The 24119-nt window shown below is 64.4% G+C and carries 19 protein-coding genes; 6 read left to right on the top strand and 13 right to left on the bottom strand.

All coding sequences use genetic code 11. The annotated features are described in order from the left end of the window. Positions 1-80: 80 nt before the first annotated feature. From ABIB90_RS33160 to ABIB90_RS33150, 3 genes are all read right to left on the bottom strand, one after another. Positions 81-1709: an inorganic phosphate transporter gene (locus tag ABIB90_RS33160; RefSeq protein ID WP_354202191.1), complete on the bottom strand. Its 1629-nt coding sequence runs from the start codon at positions 1707-1709 to the stop codon at positions 81-83. 98 nt (positions 1710-1807) lie between these two features. Then, entirely contained in the window at positions 1808-3250 is a 1443-nt protein-coding gene (locus tag ABIB90_RS33155) for a UdgX family uracil-DNA binding protein (RefSeq protein ID WP_354202190.1), read from the bottom strand. Beyond that, on the bottom strand, positions 3250-4485 hold the full coding sequence (locus ABIB90_RS33150; RefSeq protein WP_354202189.1) for a putative DNA modification/repair radical SAM protein: 1236 nt from the start codon (positions 4483-4485) through the stop codon (positions 3250-3252). Before ABIB90_RS33150 ends, ABIB90_RS33155 begins: the two co-directional genes overlap by 1 nt. Positions 4486-4646: 161 nt before the next feature. Here ABIB90_RS33150 and ABIB90_RS33145 point away from each other — a divergent pair, with 161 nt between their 5' ends. From ABIB90_RS33145 to ABIB90_RS33135, 3 genes are read left to right on the top strand one after another with little or no spacing between them, the layout of a single operon-like run. Beyond that, positions 4647-5435 (top strand): ImuA family protein, encoded by a 789-nt coding sequence (locus ABIB90_RS33145; RefSeq protein ID WP_354202188.1) that lies wholly within the window; start codon positions 4647-4649, stop codon positions 5433-5435. Further along, a complete protein-coding gene (locus ABIB90_RS33140; RefSeq protein ID WP_035993090.1) occupies positions 5332-6924 on the top strand; it encodes a Y-family DNA polymerase in 1593 nt (530 codons plus the stop codon). Before ABIB90_RS33145 ends, ABIB90_RS33140 begins: the two co-directional genes overlap by 104 nt. After that, positions 6921-10289, top strand: coding sequence for an error-prone DNA polymerase (locus ABIB90_RS33135; protein ID WP_354202187.1), 3369 nt, complete (start codon positions 6921-6923; stop codon positions 10287-10289). Before ABIB90_RS33140 ends, ABIB90_RS33135 begins: the two co-directional genes overlap by 4 nt. 171 nt (positions 10290-10460) lie before the next feature. Here ABIB90_RS33135 and ABIB90_RS33130 read toward each other — a convergent pair whose 3' ends face one another. After that, entirely contained in the window at positions 10461-11231 is a 771-nt protein-coding gene (locus tag ABIB90_RS33130; RefSeq protein WP_354169515.1) for an SDR family NAD(P)-dependent oxidoreductase, read from the bottom strand. Between the two features lie 106 nt (positions 11232-11337). Beyond that, positions 11338-11625 carry a hypothetical protein gene (locus tag ABIB90_RS33125; protein WP_007593600.1) on the bottom strand — a complete coding sequence of 96 codons (288 nt, stop codon included), beginning with the start codon at positions 11623-11625 and terminating at the stop codon, positions 11338-11340. A gap of 54 nt (positions 11626-11679) precedes the next feature. Between ABIB90_RS33125 and ABIB90_RS33120 the strand changes: the two genes are divergently transcribed. The 3 genes from ABIB90_RS33120 (at position 11680) to ABIB90_RS33110 (ending at position 17634) form a co-directional block, all read left to right on the top strand. After that, the gene (locus ABIB90_RS33120) at positions 11680-13092 is read left to right on the top strand and encodes a CoA transferase (protein ID WP_354202186.1); all 1413 of its coding nucleotides are present in this window, start codon (positions 11680-11682) and stop codon (positions 13090-13092) included. Positions 13093-13237: 145 nt separating this feature from the next. Continuing rightward, the gene (locus tag ABIB90_RS33115; RefSeq protein WP_007593598.1) at positions 13238-14482 is read left to right on the top strand and encodes an efflux RND transporter periplasmic adaptor subunit; all 1245 of its coding nucleotides are present in this window, start codon (positions 13238-13240) and stop codon (positions 14480-14482) included. A gap of 35 nt (positions 14483-14517) precedes the next feature. Next, complete coding sequence (locus tag ABIB90_RS33110) at positions 14518-17634, top strand: efflux RND transporter permease subunit (RefSeq protein ID WP_354202185.1); 3117 nt, start codon at positions 14518-14520, stop codon at positions 17632-17634. A gap of 6 nt (positions 17635-17640) precedes the next feature. On the opposite strand, the gene ABIB90_RS33105 is transcribed toward ABIB90_RS33110, so the two are convergent. The 8 genes from ABIB90_RS33105 to ABIB90_RS33070 all read right to left on the bottom strand — a co-directional run bounded on the left by ABIB90_RS33105 (position 17641) and on the right by ABIB90_RS33070 (position 24021). Further along, entirely contained in the window at positions 17641-18267 is a 627-nt protein-coding gene (locus ABIB90_RS33105) for a LysE family translocator (protein ID WP_354202184.1), read from the bottom strand. A gap of 201 nt (positions 18268-18468) precedes the next feature. Continuing rightward, positions 18469-19431, bottom strand: a complete 963-nt coding sequence (locus tag ABIB90_RS33100) for an amidohydrolase family protein (RefSeq protein ID WP_354202183.1) — start codon at positions 19429-19431, stop codon at positions 18469-18471. A gap of 51 nt (positions 19432-19482) precedes the next feature. After that, positions 19483-20040, bottom strand: a complete 558-nt coding sequence (locus tag ABIB90_RS33095) for a P-loop NTPase family protein (RefSeq protein ID WP_354202182.1) — start codon at positions 20038-20040, stop codon at positions 19483-19485. 51 nt (positions 20041-20091) lie between these two features. Further along, a complete protein-coding gene (locus tag ABIB90_RS33090; RefSeq protein WP_354202181.1) occupies positions 20092-20442 on the bottom strand; it encodes an addiction module antidote protein in 351 nt (116 codons plus the stop codon). Next, positions 20442-20642 (bottom strand): type II toxin-antitoxin system RelE/ParE family toxin, encoded by a 201-nt coding sequence (locus tag ABIB90_RS33085; protein ID WP_354202180.1) that lies wholly within the window; start codon positions 20640-20642, stop codon positions 20442-20444. Before ABIB90_RS33085 ends, ABIB90_RS33090 begins: the two co-directional genes overlap by 1 nt. Positions 20643-20795: 153 nt before the next feature. Beyond that, entirely contained in the window at positions 20796-22193 is a 1398-nt protein-coding gene (locus ABIB90_RS33080) for a TolC family outer membrane protein (RefSeq protein ID WP_007593592.1), read from the bottom strand. Between the two features lie 220 nt (positions 22194-22413). Beyond that, entirely contained in the window at positions 22414-23193 is a 780-nt protein-coding gene (locus ABIB90_RS33075; RefSeq protein WP_027516881.1) for an enoyl-CoA hydratase, read from the bottom strand. 162 nt (positions 23194-23355) lie between these two features. After that, positions 23356-24021, bottom strand: coding sequence for a hypothetical protein (locus tag ABIB90_RS33070; protein ID WP_219684885.1), 666 nt, complete (start codon positions 24019-24021; stop codon positions 23356-23358). Positions 24022-24119: the final 98 nt, after the last annotated feature.

The following is a 24119-nucleotide window of genomic DNA, read 5'->3' as shown; positions in this document are numbered from 1 at the left end:
TCTCTCACCGTGATCGCGGAAGCGGCCCCTCACCCGAACCCTCTCCCCGTAAGAACGGGGAGAGGGAGTGGAGAGATCTTTCAGAAGATCCGCGAGAAGATCACGTACAGTGTGCCCGACAGCAGGATGGCGACCGGCAGGGTCAGCACCCAGGCCATCACCATGTTCCTGATGGTGGCGACCTGGAGACCCGAACCGTTCGCGGCCATGGTGCCGGCGACGCCGGACGACAGCACGTGGGTGGTCGAGACCGGCAGGCCGAACACGTCGGCGGCGCCGATCGTGGCGGCGGCGACCAACTCGGCGGAGGCACCCTGCGCGTAGGTGAGATGGGTCTTGCCGATCTTCTCGCCGACGGTCACGACGATGCGCTTCCAGCCGATCATGGTGCCGAGGCCGAGCGCGATGGCGACCGCGACCTTCACCCAGGTCGGGATGAACTTGGTCGCGCTGTCGAGTCCGCCTTTGTAGGCGTTCAAGGTCGCGACCTCTTCCTTGCTGAGGTCGTTTTCCTTGTCCTTCATCAGGAAGCGGATCGCTTCCGAGGTCAGGTACATGTCGTTGCGGGTGTTGCCGACCACCTCTGCCGGCACCTTGTTGAGCGAGCCGTACTTCGCGACCTGATCGCCGACATCCTTCACCAGCACCGACAGCGAGGGATAGGTGCCTTCGCTGATGTGGTGCGAGGTGATGTACTGCGTCACCGCAGGACGGGGATCGCCGATGATCGCATGGCCGGCGCCCTTGGCGGCAACCACCTTGGAGGCGGCTTCCGAAACCTTCTGGAACTGGGCGACCTGGCTCTCGGGCAGCGCGCGGTTCAGCGCATAGGCGGTCGGCACGGTGCCGATCAGGATCAGCATGATCAGGCCCATGCCCTTCTGGCCGTCGTTCGAACCATGGGCGAAGCTGACGCCGGTGCAGGTCAGGATCAGCAGGCCGCGGATCCAGATCGGCGGGGCCTTGTTACCCTCGGGGGCGGCGTAGAGCGCCGGGTTCTTGACGATCACCTTGAGCAGCAGCAGCAGGCCGGCGGCGCAGACGAAGCCGACCAGCGGCGACAGCAGCAGCGCATAGCCGATCTCGGTGGCCTTGCCCCAGTCCACGCCCGATGTGCCGTCGCGGCCGCGCATCAGCGCGTTCGCAACGCCGACGCCGATGATCGAGCCGATCAGCGTGTGCGAGGAGGAGGCCGGCAGGCCGAAATACCAGGTGCCGAGGTTCCAAAGGATCGCGGCGATCAGCAGCGCGAACACCATCGCGAAACCGGCGCTCGAGCCGACCTGCAGGATCAGCTCCACCGGCAGCAGCGAAACGATGCCGAAGGCGACCGCTCCGGAGGACATGAGCACGCCGAGGAAGTTGAAGAAGCCCGACCACATCACCGCGACTTCAGCCGGCAACGAGTGGGTGTAGATCACGGTCGCAACCGCGTTTGCGGTGTCGTGGAAGCCGTTGACGAATTCGAAGCCGAGCGCGATCAAAAGCGCGACGAACAGAAGGATGAAGGGCAAGTAGCTCGTGACCCTGGCGCCGGTCGCATCGACGTCGGCATAGATGCTGTAGGCCACGTAGAGCAGGCCCGCAGCCAGGATGCCGAAGAACAGGATCAGTGTCAGCGGATTGAAGCCCTTGTCGAGATTTGGCCGCGAGGCCGGCTGGATCGGCGCGGGATCGGCTACCGCGCGGTCGAATGCAACATCGGTCATGTCTGGACGCCCCTTAACTTTCTGTAAGGGCTATTGTCCCCGATGGATTTGAAGGCTGGATGACAAGCAGCGGTTGAAAGCCGTTTTCCCGCCGTTATTTACGCGGCGCGCGCGGCTTTCTTCTGCAACCCGGCGGCGATCTTCAGGTCTTCGACAAAGCGCTGATATTCCAGCACCTTGGCTTCCGGATCGGGCAACCGCAGCAGATAGGACGGGTGCACCGTCACCAGCGCCTTGTGACCGTCGGGAAGGTCGATCAGCCGGCCGCGGGTCTTGCCTACAGGGGTGATCTTGCCGAACACGCTCTGCGCGGCGGTCGCGCCCATCGCGACGATGAGATCGGGCTGGATGACGGAGACTTCCCGCTCATACCACTGCCGGCAGGCCTTTATCTCCGGCGTATTCGGCTTCTGATGCAGGCGGATCTTGCCGCGCGGCACGAACTTGAAGTGTTTCACGGCGTTGGTGACATAGACCTTCTTGCGGTCGACGCCGGCCTCCTGCAGCGCCCGGTCGAGCATCTGGCCGGCCGGACCGACGAAGGGATGTCCGGCGAGGTCTTCCTTGTCGCCGGGTTGCTCGCCGACCAGCATGATATTGGCAGACTTCGGGCCTTCGCCGAATACGGTCTGGGTCGCGTCCTTGTACAGATGGCAGGCGCGGCAATGGGCGGCCTCCTCGCGGAGCGCATCGAGGTCGTCGGCTGCGGTCTTGCGTTTCATCGGAGCCTCCGGCCGCCTTTGAGGCTTGTGCGGATCGGTTGCGGCATTGGCGATCATGGCGCCGGTCATGCGCTCGGCGTCCTCGATCAAGGGCTTAATGATCGAAGCCTCGGGCAGGTTCCTCCAATATTTCTTCGGCATCTCCGTTTGCATCGCCTTCACCTTCAGGCGGGCCGGATTGAAGGTGCTGGCGTAGTAACGCCGCCAGGTTTCCTCGAGCCGGTCTTCGCCCGGCGCCTCGCTCTTGTCGACGCCAGACGTGAACGAGAGCGCGTGGCCGTCCCAATGCGCGCAGAGGTCCGGCGTCAGGATCGACCAGGGCATGTCGGCAAAGCGCTTGGCGAAGAACGGCGCGGCGAGCTCGACGATATGATGCTCGGGCTCGAACCAGGCGACGTAGTGTGCTTCGCGTTCCCTGCCGATCTCGCGGAAGCGCACGAAAGCATGCATCTTGTGCTCGTCGCGGTAGACCGTCTTTGCCATGGCCGTGACTTGCGCGACATCGGGATCGGTCGCGACCTCTATGAGGTCGTGATTGTCCTTCAGCCGAAACAGCAGGCGATAGAGGACCGCGAAACGCTCGGGATCGCGATGCAGGATCGCGGCCTTGGCGAGCTCGACGAATCTTGCAGGCACGTTGAAGGTGCCATCGCCACCCGCCGGCAGCGGTGCCGGCGACAGTGGCGCGAACAGTTCCGCTTCGCCGCCCTGTACGGCCCAGGTGATGTCGGCCGGATTCACCTGGTGAAGCACGAGGCTACGCGCGGCTTTACGCCAGCCATCGAAATCGGTTTCGTTCTCGAGGGTGATGTACTGCATCAGAAGCCAAATCCCAGTTGTGTTGCCTTCGGCTTGAACCGTTCGATCAGCCGTGCCTCGTCGAGGCGATGCGGCGTGGGCCGGTGATCGCTGAGGACGATGAACGGCAGCGCCTTGTTGCGGGGCACATGCAGCCGCGCGAGATCGGCGACGCGGATGGTGGTCGTGCGGCGCGCCGCGATGATGCGCTCGACCGCCTTGGTGCCGAAGCCTGGCACGCGCAACAATTCCTCGCGGCTGGCGCGGTTGACGTCGAGCGGGAAACGGTCGCGGTGGCGTAATGCCCAGGCGAGTTTTGGATCGATGTCGAGCGGCAGCATCGCACTGTCGTCGACGATCTCGCCGACGTCGAAGCCGTAGAACCGCATCAGCCAGTCGGCCTGGTAGAGACGGTGCTCGCGCAGCAAGGGCGGCGCGCGCAGAGGTAGCGCGCGGCTGGCATCGGGGATCGGGCTGAATGCGGAATAATAGACGCGCCTCAGCCGGTATGAACCGTAGAGATTGGCGCTGGTGTGGAGGATGGTGTGGTCGGAGGCTGCGTCGGCGCCGACGATCATCTGCGTGCTCTGGCCGGCCGGCGCAAAGCGCTGCGGCTTGGCTTTCGTCTTCGCGCTGCGGCTTTCCTCGGCCTCGTCCAGCTTCAGCCGCAGCCGGCCCATGGTGCGGCGGATCGCGCGCACGTCTTTCTCGGGCGCGAATTGCTGCAGGCTCGTCTCCTGCGGCATCTCGATGTTGATGGAGAGACGGTCGGCATATTTGCCGGCCTCGGAGATCAATGCATCGTCGGCCTCAGGGATAGTCTTGAGATGGATGTAGCCGCGGAAGTGATGCTCCTCGCGCAGTTTGCGCGCGACGCTCACCACCTGCTCCATGGTGTAGTCGGGGTTGCGGATGATGCCGGAGGAGAGAAACAGCCCTTCGATGTAATTGCGCCGGTAGAAGTCGAGCGTCAGCTTGACCACTTCGTCGACAGTGAAGCGGGCGCGCGGCACGTTGGAGGAGGCGCGGTTGACGCAATAGAGGCAGTCGTAATTGCAAGCGTTGGTCAGCAGCACCTTGAGCAGCGAGATGCAGCGGCCGTCCGGCGCGTAGGAGTGGCAAATGCCCATGCCGGGCGCGGTCGAGCCCATGCCCTTGCCATCGCTGGAATCCCGCCTCTCGGTGCCGCTGGAGGCGCAGGACGCGTCATACTTGGCGGCGTCCGCCAGGATCTCCAGCTTGCGTTGCACGTCCATATTGAATCCCTTTGATTCCGCTCATGAATCCCAAGGCCCGCCAATTCGATTGACTCCCGGGGCGTCGTTAGCTTTATATTAGAACATATCATGAACAAATGAGCTAGCTGCTGGTTCTCTTTTTGAAAGCCACCGGCAATCACCCTTGAGGAGCGGCGTATATGAGCGGCGCACGAACAAGCGCGCTTGCAGCCTTGCGCGGCCAGATCGAGCGCATCGAGACGGCGGAGGTCGTGCATCATCGCGACCGTGTCGCGCTCGGCCATAGCGAGGCCGACAGCGCGCTGAAAGGTGGGCTCGCGCGCGCGGCAATCCACGAGGTGTTTTGCGAAGGACGTCAGGGGGCGGCCGCGACCGGCTTCGTCACGGGACTTGCGGGGCGCATGACAGCACGCAAACCGCTGCTGTGGGTGCGGCAGGATTTTTCGGAAATTGAAACCGGCGCGCTGTCGATGAGCGGGTTCGCCGAACTCGGTCTCGATCCGCGCCGCATGGTGATGGTGCGCGCCGCCGACGTGGAGAGTGCGCTAAGGACTTCGGCCGATGCGCTCGCCTGCGACGCGCTGGGTGCCGTCGTGCTCGAGCTCTGGGGTGAGACCAGGCAGTTCGATCTCGTGGCGAGCCGCAAGCTGACGCTGGCTGCGCAATCTTCCGGTGTCACCGGCCTGTTGCTGAGGATGGCCGCGCAACCTTTGCCCTCGACCGCGGAGACCAGATGGATGCTTCGCGCGGCGCATTCGCCGCCGGGCGCGATGTGGAGTGCCTGGGGCGCGCCGCGCTTCGATGCCGAGCTCCTGCGCAATCGTCATGGCCCGTGTGGCCGGTGGATCATGGAATGGAAATGTGATGAGTGCCAGTTCTCTGAATCGTCGGCGTATCCTCAGCCTGTGGCTGCCGCGCCTGCCCATCGACCGGATCCAGCGGTTCTTCGACGGCGTCGGGCTGGGTAGAACCAATGATCCGAGCATTGTCGTCATCAAGGACAGCAACGCGCTGGTGATCCATGCGCTGGACGAGGCGGCCGAGCGCCTCGGTCTGCATATCGGCCAGCCGCTGGCCAATGCCCGGGCGATGTGTCCTGATTTAAAGGTGTTCGACGCCGATGCCGTGGCCGATGCCAAGACGATCGGCGACATCGCCGACTGGTGCGACCGCTTCACGCCGCTGGTGGCGCTCGATCCGCCGCACGGGCTGTTCCTCGACATCACCGGCTGCGCGCATCTGTTCGGCGGCGAGGCTGCGCTGTTGCAAACCCTTGTCCGTGCCCTCGATCGCCAGGGCTTTGCCGTCAGCGCGGCGGTCGCCGGCACCTCGGTCTGCGCGCGCACGCTGACGCGGCAGGCATCCGGTAGCATCGTTGCCGATGACGGGGAGGCGGCGGCAATCAGCCGGTTTCCGGTGTCCGCGCTTGGTGCGGGTGAGGCCATCACCACCGGCCTGCGCCGCGCCGGCTTGAAGACCATCGGGGATGTGGCCTCGCGAACGCCGAGCGAAATCACGGCGCGGTTTGGTGCACGATTCTCCACACTGCTCGCGCATGCGCTGGGGCAGGGCGATGCGCCGATCAATCCACGAAAGCCGCTGCCCGATTACATCGTGGAGAAACGCTTTGCCGAGCCGATCGCGACCGACACCATGATCGCGATGACGCTGTCGCGCCTGGCGGACACGTTGATCGCGTCGATGGAGAAGCAGGGCAAGGGCGCGCGCCGGCTTGAGGCCACCTTCTTCCGTACCGACGGCGCAGTGCGTGCGATCATGGTCGAGACCGGACGTCCCGTGACGCGGAGCGCGGTCGTCGACCGGCTGTTCCGCGAGCGTCTCGATGCACTCGCCGATCCGCTCGATCCCGGCTTCGGCTTCGACATGGTGCGGCTGTCGGCAAGCCGCACCGAGATCGTGGTGCAGGAGCAGCGCGATCTCGATGCCCATGTCCACGACAATGACGAGCTTGCTGCGCTGATCGACCGCATCGCCGCGCGTATCGGCGGAAAGCGCGTCGTCGTGCACCTGCCTGAGGATACCCATATCCCCGAATGTGCGGTGCTGGCGGCGCCTGCCCAGCATCATCTCGCCGTGGCCATGCAGGCCGAATGGCCCGCGCGCACTGAAAGTGAGCCGCCGCTGCGTCCGTTGCGGCTGTTCGACAAGCCTGAGCCGATCAATGTGCCGTTCGCGACCGTGCCCGACGGCCCGCCGCATCAATTCACCTGGCGCCGCGCGCAGCATGCGGTGGTGCGGGTGGAAGGCCCCGAGCGCATCGCCATGGAATGGTGGCGGCAGGACGGCAAGCAACTGACGCGGGATTATTTCCGTATCGAGGATGCCGAAGGCCTGCGCTTCTGGATCTTTCGCGATGGTCTTTACGAGGGGGAGTGCTTCGACGGCGACGGCAAGCCCGTTCCTCCCGGTTGGTATGTGCACGGTCTCTTCGCATGACTACGCCAGCTTATGCCGAGATCGGCATCACCACGAATTTTTCCTTCCTGCGCGGCGGCTCGGATCCGCGCGCCTATGTGCATCAGGCCAGCAAACTCGGCATTCCCGTGATCGGCATCGCCGACCACAACACGCTCGCCGGCGTGGTGCGCGCCTACAAGGAGCTCGACAATGACGAGGTGCTGCACAAGCCAAAACCTCTGATCGGCGCGCGCATCGTCTTCATCGATGGTACGCCCGATATCCTGGTCTATCCGCGCGACCGCGCCGCCTATGGCCGGCTATGCCAGCTTCTCACCAGGGGCAAGCGCGGCGACGACATCACGCGGATCGCGAAGGGCGAGTGCCATCTCACCTTCGCCGATCTCCTTGCGTTTTCCGAAGGCCAGCTCCTGATCCTGACGCTGCCGCATCGCTTCGATACGGCGCAAGCGCAGGACATCCTCGCCAAGCTGAAGGCAAGTCGCGCCGAGGGCGTGTGGCTGGCGGCGAGCCTGGTCTATCGCGGCGACGATCGCCGTCGCCTCGCGCAGCTCGATGATCTCGCCTCAAAAGAAAAAGTGCCGCTGCTTGCGACCAACGAGGTGCTCTATCACCACCCCGCGCGCCGTCCCCTCCAGGACGTGCTGACCTGCATCCGGGAAAAAACCACGATCGAGGCGGTCGGCCGCAAGCTGGAAGCCAATGCGGAACGATTTCTGAAGACGCCCAGGGAGATGGCGCGGCTATTCCGCGATTTCCCTGAGGCTATCGCAGAGACTATGCGCTTTGCGGACAAGGTCACCTTCTCGCTCGACCAGCTCAAATATCAGTATCCGGACGAGCCGGTGCCGCGGGGCAAGACCGCGCAAGGGCATCTCGAGGATCTGACCTGGGCCGGTGTCGACAAATATTTTGGCGGCAAGATCGACGACAAGCTGCTCGCCACCCTGAAGAAAGAACTCGCGCTGATCGCCGAACTGAAATACGCACATTACTTCCTCACCGTGCACGACATCGTGCATTACGCGCGCAGCCAGAACATTTTGTGCCAGGGGCGGGGATCGGCGGCGAATTCGGCGGTCTGTTACGTGCTCGGCATCACCTCGGTCGACCCGACCAAGGTCGATCTGCTGTTCGAGCGCTTCATCTCCAAGGAGCGGCTGGAGCCGCCTGACATCGACGTCGATTTCGAGCATTCGCGGCGCGAGGAGGTGATGCAATATGTCTATCGGCGTTACGGCCGCCATCGTGCCGCGATCATCGCCACCGTCATTCATTATCGCCCGCGCAGCGCCATCCGCGACGTCGGCAAGGCGCTGGGCCTGACCGAGGACGTCACCGCCGCCCTCGCCGACACCGTCTGGGGAAGCTGGGGCAAGGGCCTCAACGACATGCAGGTCAGGCAGGCCGGCCTCGATCCGCAAAATTCCATGATCAACCTCGCGGTCGAGCTCGCGACCGAGTTGATCGAATTCCCGCGTCATCTGTCCCAACATGTCGGCGGCTATGTGCTCACGCAAGACCGGCTCGACACCTATGTGCCGATCGGCAATGCGGCGATGGATGATCGCACCTTCATCGAATGGGACAAGGACGATGTCGACGCGCTCAGCATGATGAAGGTCGACGTGCTTGCGCTGGGCATGCTGACTTGCATCCGCAAGTGCTTTGATCTGATCGAGCAGCACAAGGGCGAACGCTGGATGCTGGCGAGCGTCCCGCAGGATGATTCCAAAGTCTACGACATGCTGTGCGATGGGGAGTCGCTCGGCGTATTCCAGGTCGAGAGCCGCGCCCAGATGAACATGCTGCCGCGCCTGAAGCCGCGGACCTTCTACGATCTCGTCATTGAGGTCGCGATCGTGCGGCCGGGACCGATCCAGGGCGACATGGTGCATCCGTATTTGCGGCGGCGGAACGGCCTGGAAAAAGTGAGTTATCCGTCGCCGTCACCGGATCATGGCGACAAGGACGAACTTTACAATGTGCTGCACAAAACATTGGGCGTGCCGCTGTTCCAGGAGCAAGCGATGCGCATCGCGATCGAGGCGGCAAAATTCACCTCCGAGGAAGCCAACGGTCTGCGCCGCTCCATGGCGACCTTCCGCAATGTCGGCACCATCGGCCAATACGAGGAGAAGCTGATCGGCAACATGGTCGCGCGCGGCTACGATCCGAACTTCGCCAGGAGCTGCTTCGACCAGATCAAGGGCTTTGGCTCCTACGGTTTTCCGGAGAGCCATGCCGCAAGCTTCGCGCAACTCGTCTACATATCTTCATGGTTGAAATATCATCATCCCGATGCCTTCTGCTGTGGTCTGCTGAACTCGCAGCCGATGGGCTTCTACGCGCCGGCGCAGATCGTCGGCGATGCCCGCAAGAACGGCGTCGAGGTGCGCGAGATCGATGTGTCCTACAGTTTTGCGCAGAGCACGCTGGAGCAGGGAAATGGCGGGTATTGCGCGGTACGTCTCGGCTTCCGCCAGATCGACGGTTTCCACTGGCTGGACGAGGATGAGGAAAGGCTGAAAAGAGCCGCATCCCGGAATGACCATGTGGAGAGAGCGCCCGACTGGGCCGACCGCATCGTCGCCGCCCGCAACCGCCGGCCCTTCACCTCGCTGGAAGACTTCGCCCGCGACACCGGACTGCCCAAGCGCGCGCTGATCCTGCTCGCCGATGCCGACGCCTTCCGCTCGCTCCGGCTCGACCGCCGCGAGGCGCTGTGGCAGGTGCGGCGCCTGCCCGACGATGTGCCGCTGCCGCTGTTCGAGGTGGCTACCGCGCGCGAGCAGCCGGACGAGCACGCCAGGCCGTTGCCGGTGATGCCGCGCGCCGAACAGGTGGTCGCGGACTACCAAACCATTCGCCTTTCGCTCAAAGGCCATCCGATGGAATTTTTGCGCGAGATGTTTACGCGCGAGCGCATCATCGCCTGCAAGGACATCAATCATGACAACGAGCGGCGCCGCGTTCGCTGTGCCGGCGTCGTTCTGGTACGACAGCGGCCGGGCAGCGCCAGCGGCGTCGTGTTCATGACACTGGAGGACGAAACCGGCATCGCCAATGTCGTGGTGTGGCCGAAGATCATGGAGCAGTACCGGAAAGAGGTAATGGGCGCGCGCCTCATCCTGGTCGAGGGCTACATCCAGAGCAGCCCAGAAAAGGTGACGCACCTTATCGCCCAGCGCATGATCGACCGTTCACACGACCTGATCGGGCTTGCCAACGATGCCTTGACCCGCAAGCATCCGGTGCCGGCAGGCGCCGATCTGATCGAACCGCTCAATGACGACCCCCGCGCCCACACGGATGCGCCCGCGCAAAAACTTCGCCACCCCCGCAACGTTCGCATCCTGCCGCCGTCGCGGGATTTCCATTGAAGAATGTAGAGCACTCTGCTGCCACGAGATTGTTGCGACGAGTGCGCGTCACACTCTCGGTGTCATACCCCGCGGAGGCGGGGTATCCAGTACGCCGCGGCTTCACGATTCAACTTCTGTCGCATCGGAATACTGGATCGCCCGGTCAAGCCGGGCGATGACAGCGTGGCCTCAAAAATTCACCCGGTTCGAGATCGCGCCGTCCACCACCAGATTGGAGCCCGTGGTGAACCCCGACACCGGGCTCGCCAGAAATACCGCCGCGCTCGCGATCTCCTGTGGCGTGGCCATGCGGCCGGTGGGGTTACGCTTCATCGCATCATTGTAACGCTCGGGCATGTTCTGCTCGATGGTATTCCAGACGCCGCCCTTGAAATAGACCGTGCCAGGCGAGACCACGTTAACGCGAATCTTCTTCTTCGCATATTGCCGCGCCAGTCCCTTGGCCATGTGGATCAATGCCGCCTTGATCGGGCCGTAGGAGCTCGCCGTGTCCGCTTGCGCCGCGGAGATCGATGAGATGATCACGAAGGCGGCGTCACCGCTGCTCGCACCGCTGGCCTCGAGGAACGGCCGCGCGGCGTCGAACGCATGCACGGCGCCGAGCAGGTCGAGCCGAAAATTCTGTTCCCACGACGCGGCATCATGGCCTTGCGCCATCGCGCCCGCGTTGGAGAACAGCATGTCGATGCCGCCAAGCTCCTTTGCCGCGCCCTCGATCCAGGATTTCAGTGCCGCGCCGTCGGTGACGTCGACCGGGCCGCCGGCCGCGCGGATCCCGCTGGCTTTCAATTCCGTAACGGTGGCGGCAACCTGATCGGCGTTGCGTGCACACACCGCGACATTGCTGCCCTCGCCGGCCAACGTCGCCGCAATCGCTCGCCCGATGCCGCGCGTGCCGCCGAGCACGACGGCGTTCTTGCCCTTGAGACCGAGATCCATTGTTGGTTTTCCTTGTTGTTGGTCGCGCGCTGTCGTCGCGAATAAAGCGGGTGCCTCTCCAACGTCGTCCTGCGTGCGTTTGATTGCGTCGTTCAATCGATCACCCTCACTCCGGTGCCGCGCCCACCGGTGGGCCGCCGGGCGGGCGATGCAGGAATGTCAGTGAGACGTAGGCGCCGGCCCAGGAGCCGATCGCCGCGAAAGCCACATAGAACGCATTTTCGGTGTAGCTGATCACGGCGTAGGAGGAGAGCATGTACCAGACCGCGCTCCAGTTCGCCGCGGGCACGCGCTTGCGCGCGATCACCGCCGAGGTGAACATGACATAGACCGCGTCGGTGGCTGCCGTTGCGATGAACACGGCGCCTGCGGTGAGGGGATCGATGGCGGCCATTGCATGTCCTTGTGTGCTAATGCGATGATCGCAAACTAAGGGGAGAGAAGGGTCATGCAAAGCCCCACAGAGATTCTCAGTGGCATCTGGACCTCCGCCGGCGGTGACGCCGCCGCGCTCGCGCGCGTGCGGCTGACGGGCGAGGAGCCGCAAATCCCGTCCTCGTTTCGCGTCGCAATTGCCGGCCAAACGACGATCGCAGCCGCCGGCCTTGCTGCCGCCGAAATCTGGAGATTGCGCAGCGGCGAGGCGCAGGACGTTAGCGTCGACCTGCGCCATGCCGTCGCCGAATGCCGCTCCGAGCGCTACTTGCGCGTCGACGACAGGCCGCCGCCGCCGGCCTGGGACGCCATCGCCGGCGTCTACAGAACCGGCGACAACCGCTTCGTCCGCTGCCACACCAATTTTCCGCATCATCGCGACGCCGTCTGCAAGGTCCTCGGCTCCGAGCCCGAGCGCGAGAAGGTGCAGGCCGCATTGATGCAATGGAAAGGCGAAGATTTCGAGACCGCGGCCTACGCTGCGGGCGGCGTCGTTGCCCTGATGCGCTCCTACGACGAATGGTCGACGCTGCCGCAGGCCCGCGCGCTCGCTGAATTGCCGCTGGTTTCGATCGAGAAGATCGGCGAGGCCCCGCCAAAGCCGTGGCCGCAACGACCGCCAAAAGGCGATCGCCCGCTCGCAGGTCTGCGCGTGCTCGATCTCTCGCGCGTCATCGCGGGCCCCGTCGCCGGCCGCACGCTTGCCGCGCACGGCGCGGATGTGCTGCTCGTGTCAGGCCCCGCGCTGCCGGCCATTCCGTGGCTGACCATCGACACCGGCCGCGGCAAGCTCACCACCTTCATCGAGCTGAAGAGCGAGGCCGGACGTGCGCGGTTGCGCGAGCTCTTGAGAGACGCCGACATCTTCTCACAAGGCTATCGCCCGCGCGCGCTTGCTGCTCTCGGCTTTACGCCGGAGGACGCGGCGACAATCAACCCCGGCATCGTCTACGTGACGCTGTCGGCCTATGGCCATGCCGGCCCCTGGGCGGAACGGCGCGGCTTCGATTCGCTGGTGCAGACTACGACCGGCTTCAACCACGCCGAGGGACAGGCTGCCGGCATCGATGGACCGAAGGAATTGCCGGCGCAGATGCTCGACCACGCCACCGGCTATCTGATGGCGTTCGGCGCGATGATGGCCAAGGCCCGCCAGGTCCACGAAGGCGGCAGCTGGCACGTGCGCGTGTCGCTGGCGCAGACCGGGCGCTGGCTGTGGAATCTCGGACGGCTCGAAAATGGCCTGAACACCCCGGATATTACGGGCGAGGCCGTACATGCTGCATTCATCGAGAGCATGCCATCTGGCTTCGGCACGTTGAAGGCGGTGCGCCATTCAGCGCTGCTGTCGAAGACGCCGGCGCGATGGAGCCGTCCGGCGATGCCGCTCGGCAGTCATCCGGCAGAGTGGCCGGTGACAAGCTGACGTGAAGCTGACGTGTCGCAAATTTTTAACGCAAACCGAAAGGCGCCCGGCGTTTTTTAGGTTGTTTGAAATCACAATTCGGCACTATTAGCGCGATCGATGAAGCGGGCATCCGCCGGTATCATCGCAGACAAGACCGGGCCCCATGGTAGTTGAAAATACCAAGCGATTGCAGGTGCTTACAAAACAACGGGTGATTACATCCGTAGTTTTACTAGCTCTTGCCGGTGCCGGGGCCTACGGCTTCCTCTATGCGGGAGCCAAGGAGAAGAGCCACTCCGAGATCTCCAGCCAGTCGCGCAGGAATGCGCAGAACTTCACGCCGACGCCGTCGGAATGGGCGACGCTGACGATCGAGCCGGTCAAGGCCAAGACCTTCCGCGCCGAGTATGTCACCGAGGGCAAGGTCGCAGTCGACGAGGACCGTTCGACGCCGGTGTTCTCGCCTTATGCGGGCCGGGTGACCAAGCTGCTCGCCAAGCCCGGCGAGGTGCTGAAGCAAGGTCAGCCGCTGTTCACAATCGAGGCCGCCGACACCGTGCAGGCCCAGAACGATTTCATTGCGGCGATGAGCTCGCAGAACAAGGCGAAGTCGGCGATCGATCTTGCCGACATCCAGTTCAAGCGCGCCAAGGACCTCTACGAGGGCCATGCCATCCCCCTGAAGGATTATCAGCAGGCGGAAGCGACCCAGGTTCAGGCGCAGAACGACATGCGCTCCTCGGCGACCGCGCTGGAAGCCGCGCGCAACAAGCTGCGGATCCTCGGCTTCACCGACGAGACCATCAAGGCGTTCCAGGACAAGGGCGTCATCAATCCGGAAGTCACGATCTATTCGCCGATCGCGGGCACGGTCGTGCAGCGTAAGATCGGCCCCGGCCAGTACGTTAATTCGGGCGCCAGCGATCCGGTCTTCGTGGTCGGTGACCTCTCCTCGGTCTGGCTCACCGCCTTCGTGCGCGAGAGCGATGCGGCTGCCGTGTGCGTCGGGCAGGACATCAGCGTCAACGTGATGGCGCTGCCGGGCCGCCCCTTGACCGCCAAGGTCAACTACGTCGCCGCCGCGATCGATCCGAGTACCCGCCGCCTGCTGGTCCGCGCCACCATCGACAACAAGGACGGTCTGCTGAAGCCGGAGATGTTCGCCAACGTCACGATCTATTCGTCCGGCGACCGCGCCGCGCCGGCGGTACCGAAGCAGGCCTTGATCTACGAAGCCGACAAGGTCCGCCTTTGGGTCGCGCGCGAGGACAAGTCGGTGGAGCTGCGCGAGATCAAGATCGGTCTCATCAATGGCAACCTCGTCGAGGTCACCAGCAATCTCAAGCCCGGCGAGCAGGTGGTCACCAAAGGCAGCCTGTTCATCGACCGCGCCGCGTCCGGCAGCTGATTGACGGGCCGGAAAAAGACAAGCTGAAGACCTGAATGGATCGCCTCGTCGCCCTTGCCGTCAACCGGCGCTTCCTGATGGTCGGGATGTTCGTCGCCGTGCTCATCGGCGGCCTGATCGCGTTCAACCAGCTCAACATCGAGGCTTATCCCGATCCGACCCCGCCGATGGTCGACATCGTGACGCAGAGTCCGGGGCTGTCGGCGGAGGAGATCGAGCGCTACATCACGATTCCGATCGAGACCCAGGTCGCGGGTCTGAAGAACCTGACGACCATTCGCACCATCTCGCTCTACGGCCTCTCCGACGTCAAACTGCAGTTCTCCTTCGCCTACACTTATGACGAGGCGTTGCAGCAGGTCTTGAACCGCCTGGCGCAGCTCGCTCCGCTGCCCGGCAACGTGCAGCCGCAGATCTCGCCGCTCAGCCCGATTGGCGAGATCTTCCGCTACCGTCTCGTCGGTCCGCCGAACTACAGCGTGCTCGACCTCAAGACCATCCAGGACTGGATCCTCCAGCGGCGCTTCCGTGCCGTGCCCGGCGTGATCGACGTCACCGGGTGGGGCGGCAAGAGCAAGACCTACGAGCTCCAGGTCGACTTCAACAAGCTGGTCGCCAACGGCCTGACGCTGCCGCAATTGCTCCAGGCGGTCGGCAATTCCAACGTCAATGTCGGCGGCAACACCGTCAATATCGGTCAGCAATCGGCGGTGGTGCGCGGCGTCGGCCTGATCCGCTCGATCGACGACCTCGCCAACACGATGGTCTCGCAGACCAACGGCAATCCGGTGCTGGTCAAGGACGTCGCCACCGTCACCGTCGGGCAGAAGCCCCGTCTCGGCATTGCCGGCCTCGACGAGGCCGACGACATCGTGCAAGGCATCGTCCTGATGCGCCGTGGCGAGCAGAGCTCGCCAACCATCAAGCGCGTCCACCAGCTCGTTCAAACCATCAACGAGTCCAGCATCCTGCCGCCCGGCGTGCGCATCGAGCGCATCTACGACCGCGGTGACCTGATTGAGCTCACCACCCACACCGTGCTGCACAACATGGTGGTCGGCATCTTGCTGATCGTGCTGTTGCAGTGGATCTTCCTCGGCGATCTCCGCAGTGCGCTGATCGTCGGCGCCACCATCCCGTTCGCGCTGTTCTTCGCGGTGATCATCCTGGTGCTGCGCGGGGAATCGGCGAACCTGCTGTCGGTCGGCGCGATCGATTTCGGTTTGATCGTCGATGCCACCGTCATCATGGTGGAGGCGATCTTCCGGCGCCTGACGCAGACGACGCCGATGTCGGAATCCGAGCAGATGTCGTCCGAGACGCTGTTCGGAATGAAAAGCCACGCCATCCTCAGCGCGGCGGCCGATGTCTCCCGTTCGATCTTCTTCGCCGCGGCGATCATCATCGCGGCGTTCCTGCCGCTGTTCACGCTCTCCGGCGTCGAGGGCAACATCTTCGGACCGATGGCGCGCACCTATGCCTACGCGCTGGCCGGCGGACTGCTTGCGACCTTCACCGTCACCCCGGCGCTGTCCGCGATCATCCTGCCCGCGCATGTCAGGGAGACCGAGACCAGGGTGATGCTTATCCTGCATCGGATCTACATGCCGGTGCTGCATTGGGCAGTCGCCAACCGCGGCATCATGCTCGGGGGCGCGTTCGGCCTTGTGCTGATGACGGTTGCGCTCAGCCGCTTGCTTGGCCTCGAATTCCTGCCGAAGCTGGAGGAGGGCAATCTCTGGATCCGCGCCACGCTGCCGCCGACCATCTCGCTCCAGGAAGGCAACTCCTACGTCAACGAGATGCGCAAGGTGATCCGCGCGCGGCCTGAAGTGGAATCCGTGGTGTCGCAGCACGGCCGCCCCGATGACGGCACTGACGCCGCCGGCTTCTTCAACGCCGAGTTCTTCGCGCCGCTCAAGCCCGCGAGCCAATGGCCCGGCACCCGCGACAAGGAAGAGCTGACTGCGCAGCTGCTCAAGCAGCTCGACGATCGCTTCCCCGGCGTCGAGTTCAACTTCTCGCAATATCTCCAGGACAACGTCTCCGAAGCCGTCTCCGGCGTGAAGGGCGAGAACTCGATCAAGCTGTTCGGCAGCGATCTCCAGGCGCTGACCGACACCGCCAACAAGATCAAGTCGGTGCTGGCAACCGTGCAGGGCGTCACCGATCTTGCGGTGTTCACCTCACTCGGGCAGCCGACCATCCAGATCGACATCAACCGTGCCAAGGCCGCGCGCTACGGCCTCGCGCCGGGCGATATCAACGCCACCATCAAGGTCGCGATCGGCGGCGACACCGCCGGCGACATCTACGAGGCCGGAAGCGACCGCCACTTCCCGATCATCGTTCGTCTTGCGCCGGAATTCCGCAGGAGCGCCGAGGCGATCCAGAATTTGCGGATCGGCGCGCCCGGACCGAACGGCACCGTCACGCAGATCCCCCTGAGCGAGGTCGCCACCATCAGCCTCGTCTCGGGTGCGGCCTACATTTATCGCGAGCAGCAGGAACGCTATCTGCCGATCAAGTTCTCGGTGCGTGAGCGCGACCTCGGCAGTGCGATCCGAGAGGCGCAGCAGAAGATCGCCGATCAGGTGCAGCTGCCGCCCGGCGCGCACATGGATTGGGTCGGCGAATTCGGCAATCTCCAGGACGCGATCCGGCGATTGTCGATCGTGGTGCCGATCTCGCTCGCGCTGATCGGCGTCCTGCTCTGGTTCAATTTCGGCTCGATGACCGACACGCTGCTCGCCATGAGCGTGATCCCGATGGCGATCTTCGGCGGCGTGCTCGGTCTCTTGATCACCGGCACCGCCTTCAGTGTCTCGGCAGCGATCGGCTTCATCGCGCTGTTCGGCATTGCCGTGATGGACGGCATCATCATCCTGTCGCAGTTCAACCAGCTCATCGAAGAGGGCATGGACCGCATGAGCGCGGTGATACGCACCGGCGAATTGCAGCTTCGGCCGGTGCTGATGACCTGCGTCGTCGCCGGCATCGGTTTGTTGCCGGCCGCGCTGTCGGAAGGCATCGGCTCGCAGGTGCAGAAGCCGCTCGCGGTGGTCGTAGTGACAGGCATGATGCTCGCGCCGATCGTGATCCTGGTGACGCTGCCGGTGCTGATCTCCTTCTTCTCCCGCCGCGCACGCTGACGCCAATCACAGCATTCGCTGCGCGATCCGCACCAGCATCATGGTGCCGAGGCCCAGCAGCATCAGGCTGGCCAACCGGCTGCTCATCGACAGCATGCGCGGCGTCAGCCGTGACCGCGCCGTTGCCACGATCGTGCTGAGCACGGTCCACCAGATCGCGGAACCGACGAAGACACCGGCGATCAACGGGGCTGCCGCGGCTTGCATTGAAAAGGCGTGCAGCGCAGCCAGAAACAGGATGACGGTCAGCGGATTGGTGAACCCAAGCGCGATGGCGCTGAGATAGGCGCGCGCCAGACGTACGTTGTCGACGTCGTCGGTCGTCTGGAGCGCGACCGAGCCGCGATGGGTCCGGATCGCGAACCACAGCAGCGTGAGCGCCGAGACGATGCCGAAGCCGGCGGCATTGGCCTCGACCCAGGGCTGTGCCAGTGAGTCTAGTCCCAAAACCGCGAGGGCGCTGTAGGTGAGATGCACGGTCGCGGCGCCGAAGCCGGTTGCGAGGCCCGTGGCCATGCCTGATGCCAATGTGCGCTGAATGCACAGCATGCCCATCGGGCCGATGGGGGCGGCGACGGTGAAACCAATTCCAATGCCGGAAAAAAGCGCGGCAAGATAATGCGATAAAGGCATGCACCCGCACGAACAAATGAAATCTGTGCGTGTGCGTAGCCCCGAAAAAGAATCACCGCCTCAACCAGAAGGGTGAGAAACGAACGAGGGCACAAACACGTTCGTGTGAGTCCAACGAGTTTGTGCCTTCGCCGACAACAGTTCCACGCCTCACTATGGAACCGTGTCGCGGTCGTTGAACCGAATTGCGCCTGTCGCGACTCAGAATCCGTAGAGTTGCGCCGGGTTGTCGACCAGGATCTTCTTGCGCACATCCGCATCCGGCGCCCATACCGGAAGCTGGTTGAGCAGGCGGCCGTCGTCGATCTGGTAGAGCGGTGCGATGTCGGTGGCTTTGCGTCCCTCGACACGGCTCGAATCCGGGTGCGGCCAGTCCGTACCCCAGACGACGCGGTCCGCATTCGCTGCGATCAGTGCGCGCGCATAGGGCGCCATGTCCTGATAGTCGGGCGCGAGCTTCGAGGAGCGATAGGCGCCGGAAATCTTGACATGGGCCTTGCCGGATTTCACCAGCGCGACCAGGTCGGCAAATCCCGGTTGCTCCAGCCCAAGCGAAGCCTCGAGGCCGCCGAAATGGTCGAATACAACGGGTACCGGTGCCGTCTCGACGAGGTCCTTGATCGCCGAGATCATGGGCAGCGTGGTGTAGAGCTGCACGTGCCAGCCGCGCGCCTTCATGCGCTCGACGGCGGCGGTGAAGCGCGGCCGGCCGACATTGGGATCATTGACGCCGCCGGTCGCGAGATTGAGGCGGACACCGCGAAAGCCGTCTGCATGCATCGTGTCAAGCTGGGCCTCGGTCGTTTTGTCGTCGATCACGGCCACCCCGCGCGCGGCCGCGCCACGCGCCTTCATGCCGAACAGCGTCGAGGAATTATCGGTGCCGTAGACACTCGGCGTCACGATCACCACGCGCTCGATATGCAGCGCATTGTGCAGCGCAGCCATTTCTTCCGGCGAAGCCGGCTCTGGCGTGTAAACGCGGCCGGCAAAAAATGGAAACTTCTCGACATCGCCATGGATGTGGGTGTGGCAGTCGCAGGCATGCGCCGGGACGTCGAAATTAACCGGCGTCGCGGGCTGCGCCGCGCGGGCGTGGACTTTGCTGGTCATGGCTACTCCGGCGGCAAGAGAGGCAAGCAGAACGCTGCGTCGATTGAGCATGGTTTCTCCCCCTATTTTATTATTTGGCAGTGGCCTCGCGACAATATCACATCAACTTGGCAGCCGCTGCGCTTCGCTGCATAGCTGCTTGACGAGGTCTGCAAGCGGGCGTGAGCCGTCGACGCGCACGACCGGGCAGGGCAGCCTCGCGAGCCACGCCTCATCTTTTGCGAGACTGCGGCCCCCGCGATCGCCGGCTTCGTAGTGCGAGGCCCAATCGACGAACGACTCCGCCTCCTCATGACGCCAGCCGCCCGGTGCGACGGCATCCGCTCCGAAATGCATAGCCTCGCGGCCACGCAGGCGCTGCAAGCGGAGCTCGCGCGGCGTCGTCACAAAGACGACGAGATCGAAGAATGGGACGAGCTCGTCGCCCCAACCGGTGACGGTTCCGCTCAGCACCCAATCGAGCCGCGGCAAGAACATCTCGCGCATCAGCCGCAAACGTTCGGCGGCAGGGCGTGTCGTCTGGTAGGGCGGCGCGGTTGGCAGCCAGAAATAATCATCGGTGTCGTGATGCGGCAGTGCAAGCCGGCCGGCGAGCGTGCGGCCGATCGTCGTCACGCCGGAGCCTGAAGCTCCCATCAGATGGATGCGGCGGCTTTTCATGTTCAGATCCTGAGACTGCCCGAACCGATTGCGCGGGTGCGGCGCGCTCCCTCACGCCGCTCGACGGCGCTTCGACATTCGCCCGCTTGTCGCGGGTTGGGCGGACAATGTCAGGCCTAACGCTCCGACAATGCGCATGACCGTGCCAAACTCAGGATTTCCGGTCTCTCCGAGCGCCTTGTACAGACTCTCGCGGTTCAACCCGGCTTTCTTCGCGATCGCGCTCATCCCGCGCGCGCGAGCGACAAGGCCGAGTGCGTCGCGCACGAAATCAGGATCGCCGGTCTCTAATGCGGCCGCAATATAGGCGGCCTGACGTTCTTCTGTGTTGAGATGGTCGGCAGCGTCGAAACGCGTCGTCCTGGATGCCGCCTTGACCGTCGTTTTCGCTGCTTTTGGCATCACAATGTCTCCGCCAGTTGCTGGGCTAGCTTGATGTCGTGTCGCTGCGTGCGCTTGTCCCCGCCACACAGCAGGATCACAATCTGCGTTCCGCGCTGCACATAGTAGATCCGATAGCCCGGTCCGTAGTCGATGCGCATTTCCCGGACGTTGCGACCGACGCTCTTGCTGTCGGCGAACGCGGGCAGTGATCCGGGCAACCGCGCTGGCGTCCTTGAGGCGGGTCAGCCACTCCGAAAAATGCTCGGTTTGCCTCACCTCGATCATGAGGTGCAAATGTAGCCCATGGGCTACAAAATGTCAAAGGAGGGTGGCGTGCCTGGGCGGTGGAGAGCCCAAAGGCGTTGCGGAAACTACTGCCCGGACGGCGTGCGCAGGCCGTGCCAGGCGTCACGGACCTGCTGGTAGTGCACCTCGGGCAGATAGTCCGGCGTGTTCAGGCTCAAGGTCTTGACGTCGAGATGGCCGACGGCGCTGAGCAGCGTATAGGACGCGATCACGCGGTCGCGGTTGGCGCCGATCAGGCGGGCCTTGGCCTGGATCAGATCGGCCTGCGAGTTCAGCACATCCACCGTCGTCCGCTGTCCGCCGGCGGCCTCGCGCTGCACGCCCTGGAGCGCGACGGTCGCCGCCTTCACTTCGGACTCCGATGCCGAGACCGCGATCTTGGCGCCTTCATGGACAACCCACGCGCTGACCGCCGCCGTGCGCGCCTGGTTGCGCACCTGGTCGAGCACGAGCCGGCTCTGCGCCGTGATCTCCTTGGCCTGCCGGGTCTGTGCGGCGGCTTGGCCACCGTCGTAGATCGGCACGGTGACATTGGCGACGATCGAGGCCTGATCTTCGGCGAAGGTGCCGAGCGTCGGGTCGTTGTTACGGCTCTTGCTGGCGCTGCCCTGGACGCTGGCGCTCGGCAGCAGCGCGCCTTCGGCGACGCGGATGTTGGTGGAAGCGACATCGACGTCGAAGCCGGCGGCCATCACTGCCGGGTGCTGGCGGATCGCCATCGTCAACGCGTCTTCACGGCTCTTCGGCAGATAGCGGTCGACGACTTCGGCAGCGCGAAGCTGCGACGGTGCATTGCCGATCACCTGTGCGTATATCGCCTGGCTCACCGCGAGCGCGACTTCGGCGGCGTTGAGATCGGAGAGCCCGCGGTTGAGCCGCGCCTCGGCCTGGGCGCTGTCGGTCGGCGTGACGTCGCCGGCGTTGAGGCGCCGTTGAGTGACCGAGAGCGTTTCGCGCAGGAAGGCGACGTTGGAGCGCTGCGCCTCGACCAGCGATTGGTTGGCGAGCACGTTGGTGTAGGCGGTGACCGCGTCGAGCAGCACGCCCTGGCCGACGTTGCGCAGCGCCTCGCGGCCCGACTGCACCTGGAGTTCGGCGGCGCGCACGTTGTTGGCGGTGCGGAAGCCGTTGAACAGGGTCTGCGTCACGGTGACGCCGATGATCCACGGCTTCAGATTGGCGGTCTGGATGGTGTTGTCGGGCAGCAGGTTGCGCACCGATTGCAGCCCGGCGCTGAGGCTTGCCACGATCTGTGGCCGGTAGCCCGCGAGCGCCTGCGGCACGTTCTCGTCAGTGGCGCGTTGCCGCGCGCGCTCGGCATTGAGCTGCGGATTGGTCTGGTAGGCCTTGGCGAGCGCCTCCGGCAGCGCTTCCGCCCGTGCGGCGGAGGGCAGGGCGCAACAGAGTGCCAGCGTGGTCCATGTCGCGAGCACAGGAGCCACGCCCGATCGATGCCGCGTCATCACGTGACCAGCTCTGGCGGCACGCCCAATCATGTAATCCCGCAAATCCCGGCTGTCCGCCCCCGCCGACGGCGGCTCTCTTAACTGTTTAACCAGCCGAGGTCCCGCAGGCAAACTGCCGCGGGGGAAACCCCCATCTATTCCGTGCTTGTTGCAGGTACATCACAGGGATTCTGCGGGAAAGCGGCAGAGCCTTACACCAGCCTGACCGTTCGCCTCCTTACCGGTTCTTGTTCACCGGCTTGCGCTTCTCGATGAACGCCGCCATGCCCTCGGAGCGGTCCTCCAGCGCGAAGGTCGAGTGGAACAGGTTGCGCTCGACGCTCATGCCCTCGGCGAGCGTGGTCTCGAAGGCGCGGTTGACCGCTTCCTTGGCCATCGCGACCGCGGGCCGCGACATCGCGGCGATCTTCTCGGCCGCGGCCATCACCTCTTCCATCAGCTTGTCGGCCGGAACGATGCGGCTGACGAGGCCGCTGCGCTCGGCTTCGGCTGCGTCCATCATGCGGCCGGTGAGGCAAAGGTCCATCGCCTTGGACTTGCCGATCGCGCGGGTCAGGCGCTGGGTGCCGCCGATGCCGGGGATGGTGCCGAGCGTAATTTCGGGTTGGCCAAATTTGGCGGTGTCGGCGGCGATGATGAAGTCGCACATCATCGCGAGCTCGCAGCCGCCGCCGAGGGCATAGCCCGCGACCGCGGCGATCGTCGGCTTGCGGCAGCGCGCGACCCGATCGCCGCCGATCGCGGCAAAATCCTCCGAGAACATGTCGATGAAGCCTTTCGGCTGCATCTCCTTGATGTCGGCGCCGGCGGCGAACGCCTTCTCGCTGCCGGTCACGACGATGCAGCCGATGGCGTCATCGGCTTCGAGATCGTCCACTGCCGCGGCGATCTCGCGGAAGACGCCGAAGGAGAGTGCGTTGAGCAGCTTCGGCCGGTTCAGCTTGATGATGCCGACCGCGCCTTTGCTTTCGACGATGATGTGTTCGAACGTGCTCATGCTCCACCCACGCTTTTGGTTGAGCGGGCAATGTGCCCGCTGACGCGGTGGGCTTCAAGAGGCGCCAAAGCCACCGGAGCAGGAACGGCCGGAACACGCGGCGAGATGCGCGTTCCGGACGAGGTCCCGCGGGTCGGCGATTAGGCCAAAATCAAGCCAAAGTCACGCCATGAACATGCGCGCGGCGGAGGCCAGCGTCAGCAGCGTGCCGACGCCGATGAAGATTTTTCCGATCAGGGAGCTCTGGTCCCAGGCCGAACTCTGTTGGCTGCTTGCCATCACCGGCGCCGGACGCGGCTGCGCGTCGGTTGCGGCGATCACCGCCTTCTGTGCCGGCGCGCTGTCCTGTTGCAGGGCGCGGTCGATGTCGTTGAGCTGATCGGGTGGGACGACCTGGCTCTCGGCGTTCGGGGCGGCGGTATTATCGGCCGCGGCCTGGACGTTGTCGTTGGCCCGGCCCGTCATTGCGGAGGCGGCCGCCGCGGTCGGCGTATCGGCGGCGGCGAGCTGCGCATTGGCGTTGGCGACTTCCGGCGGCATCTGGCTCGAGGCCGGCGCGTCACGGTTGTCGGCCTTCGCCTCGTCGGCCGTTGCCGTAGCGTCCTTCTTGTCGGCCTTGTCGTCGGATTTTTGCGCCGTCTTGGCGCTGTCGCGGTGGCGCGACGTGTGACGCCGCTGCTTGCTCGGCTTGACCTCGTCCGCCTGTTTGCCTGCGCTGTCCGACTTGCTGCTAGCGGCTGAACTCGGCGCCGCCTGTGCAACGCCCCCAAACAGCACGAAAAGCCCGGCCAGGAGAATCAGGGCCGCGCGCCCGCTGGCTTTCATCATGTTGACATCTCCCCAAGTCCGCCCGTCCCGGGAGCGAACAGAAACCCTGGGGCGTGACCACAGCGGGGCAGAAAATGGGAATCTTCGGGCCACACTGG

Origin of the sequence: Bradyrhizobium sp. JR4.1, assembly GCF_040548605.1 — a bacterium.
In the GTDB taxonomy this organism is placed as follows: Bacteria; Pseudomonadota; Alphaproteobacteria; order Rhizobiales; family Xanthobacteraceae; genus Bradyrhizobium; species Bradyrhizobium canariense.
The sequence above is the reverse complement of the archived record's forward strand: the minus strand, read 5'-3'. Positions and strand labels throughout refer to the sequence as shown.

What these genes read in the sequence shown, in the direction of transcription:
- ABIB90_RS33160 (WP_354202191.1), bottom strand. Translation starts at nt 1,709, where the DNA reads ATGACCGATGTTGCATTCGACCGCGCGGTAGCCGATCCCGCGCCGATC.
- ABIB90_RS33155 (WP_354202190.1), bottom strand. Translation starts at nt 3,250, where the DNA reads ATGCAGTACATCACCCTCGAGAACGAAACCGATTTCGATGGCTGGCGT.
- ABIB90_RS33150 (WP_354202189.1), bottom strand. Translation starts at nt 4,485, where the DNA reads ATGGACGTGCAACGCAAGCTGGAGATCCTGGCGGACGCCGCCAAGTAT.
- ABIB90_RS33145 (WP_354202188.1), top strand. Translation starts at nt 4,647, where the DNA reads ATGAGCGGCGCACGAACAAGCGCGCTTGCAGCCTTGCGCGGCCAGATC.
- ABIB90_RS33140 (WP_035993090.1), top strand. Translation starts at nt 5,332, where the DNA reads ATGAGTGCCAGTTCTCTGAATCGTCGGCGTATCCTCAGCCTGTGGCTG.
- ABIB90_RS33135 (WP_354202187.1), top strand. Translation starts at nt 6,921, where the DNA reads ATGACTACGCCAGCTTATGCCGAGATCGGCATCACCACGAATTTTTCC.
- ABIB90_RS33130 (WP_354169515.1), bottom strand. Translation starts at nt 11,231, where the DNA reads ATGGATCTCGGTCTCAAGGGCAAGAACGCCGTCGTGCTCGGCGGCACG.
- ABIB90_RS33125 (WP_007593600.1), bottom strand. Translation starts at nt 11,625, where the DNA reads ATGGCCGCCATCGATCCCCTCACCGCAGGCGCCGTGTTCATCGCAACG.
- ABIB90_RS33120 (WP_354202186.1), top strand. Translation starts at nt 11,680, where the DNA reads ATGCAAAGCCCCACAGAGATTCTCAGTGGCATCTGGACCTCCGCCGGC.
- ABIB90_RS33115 (WP_007593598.1), top strand. Translation starts at nt 13,238, where the DNA reads ATGGTAGTTGAAAATACCAAGCGATTGCAGGTGCTTACAAAACAACGG.
- ABIB90_RS33110 (WP_354202185.1), top strand. Translation starts at nt 14,518, where the DNA reads ATGGATCGCCTCGTCGCCCTTGCCGTCAACCGGCGCTTCCTGATGGTC.
- ABIB90_RS33105 (WP_354202184.1), bottom strand. Translation starts at nt 18,267, where the DNA reads ATGCCTTTATCGCATTATCTTGCCGCGCTTTTTTCCGGCATTGGAATT.
- ABIB90_RS33100 (WP_354202183.1), bottom strand. Translation starts at nt 19,431, where the DNA reads ATGCTCAATCGACGCAGCGTTCTGCTTGCCTCTCTTGCCGCCGGAGTA.
- ABIB90_RS33095 (WP_354202182.1), bottom strand. Translation starts at nt 20,040, where the DNA reads ATGAAAAGCCGCCGCATCCATCTGATGGGAGCTTCAGGCTCCGGCGTG.
- ABIB90_RS33090 (WP_354202181.1), bottom strand. Translation starts at nt 20,442, where the DNA reads ATGCCAAAAGCAGCGAAAACGACGGTCAAGGCGGCATCCAGGACGACG.
- ABIB90_RS33080 (WP_007593592.1), bottom strand. Translation starts at nt 22,193, where the DNA reads ATGACGCGGCATCGATCGGGCGTGGCTCCTGTGCTCGCGACATGGACC.
- ABIB90_RS33075 (WP_027516881.1), bottom strand. Translation starts at nt 23,193, where the DNA reads ATGAGCACGTTCGAACACATCATCGTCGAAAGCAAAGGCGCGGTCGGC.
- ABIB90_RS33070 (WP_219684885.1), bottom strand. Translation starts at nt 24,021, where the DNA reads ATGATGAAAGCCAGCGGGCGCGCGGCCCTGATTCTCCTGGCCGGGCTT.